This is a genomic window from Nocardia sp. NPDC003345 (assembly GCF_053589395.1).
In genome coordinates, this window is sequence record NZ_JBSFRU010000386.1 from 1 (window position 1) to 5,557 (window position 5,557).

The following is a 5,557-nucleotide window of genomic DNA, read 5'->3' on the forward strand; positions in this document are numbered from 1 at the left end:
TCAGTTGTGTGCTGTTCCTATCTGTAGTGAAGAACCGGGTTAATAGGGCCCCACCCTCGAGCGGCGGAGCCGCTCCAAAATTACAGCCCGCCCCTTCGCGAAGGGGCACATCCCAACTCACCTCCGCGGAGGGGTCACCCCGGGGCTCACACTTCGCGAAGGGGTTACTTCCGAACCCACCCTTCGCGAAGGGGGCACTCCAAACCCGATCCGAAGCGCCACCCGACTCACCCGAAAAGAAGTGAGCCCACCACCACCTCGCCGGCGGTAGTGGGCTCACCCCGATATCTCAGTGCTTTTCGGGCCCCAGGTAGTACTCGAAGACCAGCCCGCCGGCGGCGGTGAGTACCAGGATGACCCCCAGCGCCAGCAGCCACGGTTCGAAGAAGGCGAAGCCGAGGGCGGTGACCGAGGCGGCGCCGGCCAGGAGGATGGGCCAGAAGCTTCCGGGCGAGAAGAAGCCCAGGTCGCCGGCTCCGTCCACGATCTCGGCGTCTTCGTAGTCCTCGGGGCGCAGGTCGAGCCGGCGGGCCACGAAGCGGAAGTAGGTGCCGATGATCAGCGACAGTCCTGCGGTGAGGACGATCGCGGTGGTGCCGGCCCATTCGATACCGGTCCGCGACTGGGCGGTGAAGAAGCCGTAGATGACGCCCACGATGATGAAGAACACCGTCAGCAGTTCGAACAGCCGTGCTTCGATCCTCATCTCAGATCAGTTCCTCACTTGCTCGAGGTGGCATCGGATTTGAGCGTGCGATCGGTGTCGAACGGTTGCGTCGACGTGGCCACCGGGGATTCCCCGATGGACTCGAGCGCAGCGGCGTTGGTCATACCGGATTCACGCGCCTGGATGTAGCGCTGGAATTTGTCCGGCGAGACCGCCCGGACCTCGAAGTTCATCATCGAGTGGAACGTGCCGCACATTTCCGCGCAGCGGCCCACGAAGGCGCCTTCCCGGTCGATCTCGCTGATCTGGAAGACGTTGTCGGAGTTGTTCTCCTTCGGGTTGGGCATGACGTCGCGCTTGAAGAGGAACTCCGGCACCCAGAAGGCGTGGATGACGTCGGCCGCGGCGAGCTGGAACTCGATCACCTTGCCGGTGGGCAGGACCAGGACGGGCACCTCGGTGCTCGAACCGATGGTCTCGATCTTGTTGTAGTGCAGGAACGAGAGGATGTCGTTCTCGGGGCGGCCGTGCACGGGACCGGGCTGTTCGTGGCCGTCCTCGTTGACGCGCTCGGCGTATTCCTGCAGCTGCTCCTGGTTGGCGTCTTCCCGCACGGTGTCGACACCGTTGTAGGTGAACCCGTTCTTCAGGTCGACGTTGCGGTAACCGAATTTCCAGTTCCACTGGAAGGCGGTCACGTCGACCACCACATCGGGGTTGTCGACCTTCTCGTGCACGTAGTTCTGCACGACCACGGTGAAGTAGAAGAGGACCGCGATGATGACGAAGGGGATCGCGGTGTAGGTGAGCTCGAGCGGCACGTTGTAGCCGGTCTGCCGCGGGAACTCCGGGGAGTCCTTCTTCTTGCGGTGGAAGATGATGGTCCAGAAGGTCAGGCCCCAGACCAGCACACCCATGATGAGGGCGGCGACGACCGACCAGGTCCACAGTTCCCGCATCCGGTGGGCCTGCGGGGTGACACCCGAGGGCCAGCCGAACCGCAACCACACGTTGTCGATCGAGCAGCCGGATACGAGCACGGCGGTGATCCCGAGGGATATCACCAGTCCGGCCCGCCGCAGGACACGACCCCGCCGCCGGGCAGGCCGTGCCCCGATCTCGTCGCTCGCCTTGTGCGCCACGCTCACGCCTTCCTGGTCGCCACACATTCCGACATCGCATCCGCGGGGGCGGGGATCCGCCTCCGGTGATACAGAAAAACAGCTCGTCCCGGCCCGGGGGCGGTTCCGCGCACCACGCGGCACCACCCGGAACTGTCCGAGTACTACGCAGCGTAGACCAAACACGCGCCCGGTACGCCGTCGGGTCGGGTTCGACACTCCGTCCGGCGGCCACCGGGCGGTACGGAGGTGTATCGCACGACGGAACCGGGCGTGCGGCATACTCGGACACTAGATTTCGCCCGCCGCGCCCGGTGCCCCGGCGCGGGTCCTGCGACCATAGGAAACGAGGTTGGCGCCGCAGTGTGTGGACTGCTCGGATTTCTGACGTCCGATACGGCAGCACCGGAAACGGTCGAACGGGTGTACGACGCCCTGCACTGTGTCCGGCACCGTGGCCCGGACGAGCGCGGCACCTGGCACGACGACCGGTTGATCTTCGGGTTCAACCGGCTGTCGATCATCGATATCGAACATTCGCACCAGCCGCTGCGCTGGGGACCGGCCGATGATCCGCAGCGTTACGCGCTGACGTTCAACGGCGAGATCTACAACTATCTCGAGCTGCGCGCCGAACTGGCGGACGCGCATGCGGCGGAGTTCGGTGACACCCCGATGTTCGCCACCGAGGGTGACGGCGAGGCGATCGTCGCGGCCTTCCACTACTGGGGGCCGGAAGCCGTGCGCAAGCTGCGCGGGATGTTCGCGTTCGCGATCTGGGATACCCGGACCGGTGAGTTGTTCCTGGCACGCGACCCGTTCGGGATCAAACCGCTGTTCCTGGCGACCGGGCCCGGGGGTACGGCGTTCGGCAGCGAGAAGAAGAGCCTTCTGGAGCTGCTGCCCGATCTGGGTCTGGACGAATCTCTCGACCACCGCGCGCTCGAGCACTACACGGTGCTGCAGTACGTGCCCGAGCCGGAGACCCTGCACTCCGGTATCCGGCGGCTGGAGTCGGGTAGCTACGCGGTGCTGCGTTCGGGCGCGGCCCCGGAGGTCACCCGGTATTTCGAACCGAAGTTCGGGGTGCGGCCGTTCGCCCCGGGTAGCGCGCGGACCCGGTACGCGGAGATCGCCGCGGCGCTCGAGGATTCGGTCGCCAAACATATGCGGGCCGATGTGACGGTCGGGTCGTTCCTGTCCGGCGGTATCGATTCGACCGCTATCGCGGCGCTGGCGATGCGGCACAATCCGAACCTGATCACCTTCACCACCGGTTTCGAGCGGGAGGGCTACTCCGAGGTCGATGTGGCGGCGGAGAGCGCGGCGGCGATCGGCGCGCGCCATATCGTCAAGGTCGTCTCCCCTGCCGAGTTCGCGGCGGCCATCCCGGAGATCGTCTGGTACCTCGACGACCCGGTGGCCGACCCGGCGCTGGTCCCGCTGTATTTCGTGGCCAAGGAGGCCCGCAAGCACGTGAAGGTCGTGCTGTCCGGGGAGGGTGCCGATGAACTGTTCGGCGGGTACACGATCTACCGGGAGCCGCTGTCGCTGGCGCCGTTCGAACGGCTGCCCGCGGGGGTTCGCCGGCTGGCCGGCAAGGTATCGGACCTGATCCCGGACGGCACCCGCGGCAAGAGCCTGCTGCACCGGGGTTCGCTGTCGCTGGAGCAGCGCTATTACGGCAACGCCCGCAGTTTCAACGACGCCCAGCTGCGGTCGGTGCTGCGGGAGTTCCGGCCGGAGTGGACTCATCAGGACGTGACGGCCCCGATCTACGGACGGTCGGCCGGCTGGGATCCGGTGGCCCGGATGCAGCATCTGGACCTGTTCACCTGGTTGCGCGGTGACATCCTGGTGAAGGCCGACAAGATGACCATGGCCAATTCGCTGGAACTGCGGGTGCCGTTCCTGGACAACGAGGTCTTCCGGGTCGCCGAGCAGATCCCGCTCGAACAGAAGATCACCAAGGAGACCACGAAGTACGCGCTGCGCCAGGCGCTCGAGGGCATCGTGCCGGGCCATGTGCTGCACCGGGCGAAGCTCGGTTTCCCGGTGCCGCTGCGGCACTGGCTGCGCGGGACCGAGCTCTACGACTGGGCCCGGCAGCAGATCGCCGAATCGCAGACCGACCATCTGCTGGATAAGGCGGCGGTGGCCGCCATGCTGGACGCGCACCGGGCCGGGGAATCCGATCACAGCCGTCGGCTGTGGACGCTGCTGGTGTTCATGATCTGGCACGGCATCTTCGTGGAGGACCGCATCAAGCCCGAGATCGCCGAACCCACGTATCCGGTCCAGGTGTAGGTCCGGTAGACGACGAAGGGCCCCGCACACGCGGTGTGCGGGGCCCTTGGCCTTGCTGTGCCGCGCCGACCGGCGCGACGGAGTTCAGCGCAGCAGCGGTTCGATCTCGGCCGCGGCGTCGGCGCCGTAGGCCTCGCCGAGCCGTTTGAGCGCGGCGTCGGCGTCCAGCGTCCATTCCTGGGTGCCCACCGTCTCCAGGACCAGCACCGCGATCAGTGAGCCCAGCTGGGCCGACCGCTCCAGGCTCAGCCCCGCCGTATGCGCGGTGAGGAATCCGGCCCGGAAGGCGTCGCCCACGCCGGTCGGGTCGACCTTGGCGTTCTCCGGTACGGCCTCGACGCGCACCTCGGTGCCGTCGGTGCCGACCACCAGCACGCCGTCCTTGCCCAGGGTGGTGACCCGCACACCGACGCGCGAGGCGATCTCCTCCTCGGTCAGGCCGGTCTTCTGCTTCAGCAGACCCCATTCGTACTCGTTGGTGAACAGGTAGGTGGACCCCTCGATGAGCTGGACCGCCTGGTCGCCGTCCAGGCGCGCGAGCTGCTGGGACGGGTCGGCCGCGAACGGTACGCCCAGTTCCCGGCATTCGGCGGTGTGCCGCAGCATGGCCTCGGGATCGTTGGCGCCGACCAGTACCAGATCCAGGGTCCGCTCCTCCGACAGCGCGGTGAGCGAGATATCGCCCGCCTCGCTCATGGCGCCGGGATAGAACGAGGCCAGCTGGGCCATGTCCTCATCGGTGGTACAGACGAACCGCGCGGTGTGGGCGGTCTCCGATACCCGGACCGCGGAGCAGTCCACGCCGTGGGACTCCAGCCAGTTCCGGTACTCGTCGAAATCGCGGCCGACGGCACCGATGAGCAGCGGCGACCGGTTGAGAAGACCCATGGCGTAGGCGATATTGCCCGCCACGCCGCCCCGCCGGATCACCAGATCGTCGACGAGGAAGCTCAGCGAGACATGCTCGAGCTGATCGGGCAGCAGCGCGTCGGCGAAACGGCCGGGGAAGCGCATGAGGTGGTCCGTCGCGATGGACGCGGATACAGCAATGGACACGTAAGTGGGCCCCTTCGGAATCAGCGCGAACAAGAAGTGAACGGGGCCTTGCGCCCCCGACTCACCGTATCAATTCGGCAAGGCTACGACTACGTGTCGTAATTGTCTGCCCACGACGCGTAAATGCCCATCTACGTGACGTAACAGCTCCGACCGGATGTGGTAACGCCCCAGCTACATCCGGTCACGAGGCCGGCAACCGGGCCGGCCGAGCCTACGACCGATACCCGACCGTGTCGTTCCGCGCCATACCCAGCGTGGAACGCGGAGACATACACCACCGCGCCCGGACGTTCCCGCCCGGCGTGAAAGTGCCCAGCCGTGCGGCGCCGAGTTTTACGAGGCCCTGAAAGGTTTCGGCCCGTCCCGGCCGTCCGGCCTCGAAGCGAGGCGGCGCAGCCGCAAG

The 5,557-nt window shown here is 66.6% G+C and carries 4 protein-coding genes; 1 reads left to right on the forward strand and 3 read right to left on the reverse strand.

What is annotated here, in order from left to right; all coding sequences use genetic code 11:
• Positions 1 to 289 precede the first annotated feature (289 nt).
• Both ACWDU1_RS28715 and ctaC read right to left on the reverse strand, forming a co-directional pair.
• Positions 290 to 706, reverse strand: coding sequence for a cytochrome c oxidase subunit 4 (locus ACWDU1_RS28715; RefSeq protein ID WP_450003224.1), 417 nt, complete (start codon positions 704 to 706; stop codon positions 290 to 292).
• A gap of 14 nt (positions 707 to 720) precedes the next feature.
• Positions 721 to 1,836, reverse strand: a complete 1,116-nt coding sequence (ctaC, locus tag ACWDU1_RS28720; protein WP_450003225.1) for an aa3-type cytochrome oxidase subunit II — start codon at positions 1,834 to 1,836, stop codon at positions 721 to 723.
• A gap of 315 nt (positions 1,837 to 2,151) precedes the next feature.
• Between ctaC and asnB the strand changes: the two genes are divergently transcribed.
• Positions 2,152 to 4,095 (forward strand): asparagine synthase (glutamine-hydrolyzing), encoded by a 1,944-nt coding sequence (gene asnB / locus ACWDU1_RS28725; RefSeq protein WP_450003227.1) that lies wholly within the window; start codon positions 2,152 to 2,154, stop codon positions 4,093 to 4,095.
• Between the two features lie 84 nt (positions 4,096 to 4,179).
• On the opposite strand, the gene ACWDU1_RS28730 is transcribed toward asnB, so the two are convergent.
• Positions 4,180 to 5,151, reverse strand: a complete 972-nt coding sequence (locus ACWDU1_RS28730) for a carbohydrate kinase family protein (RefSeq protein ID WP_450003228.1) — start codon at positions 5,149 to 5,151, stop codon at positions 4,180 to 4,182.
• Between the last annotated feature and the right edge of the window lie 406 nt (positions 5,152 to 5,557).

Coding starts and splice junctions, on each gene's coding strand:
- ACWDU1_RS28715 (WP_450003224.1), bottom strand. CDS start 706: ATGAGGATCGAAGCACGGCTGTTCGAACTGCTGACGGTGTTCTTCATC.
- ctaC (WP_450003225.1), bottom strand. CDS start 1,836: ATGTGTGGCGACCAGGAAGGCGTGAGCGTGGCGCACAAGGCGAGCGAC.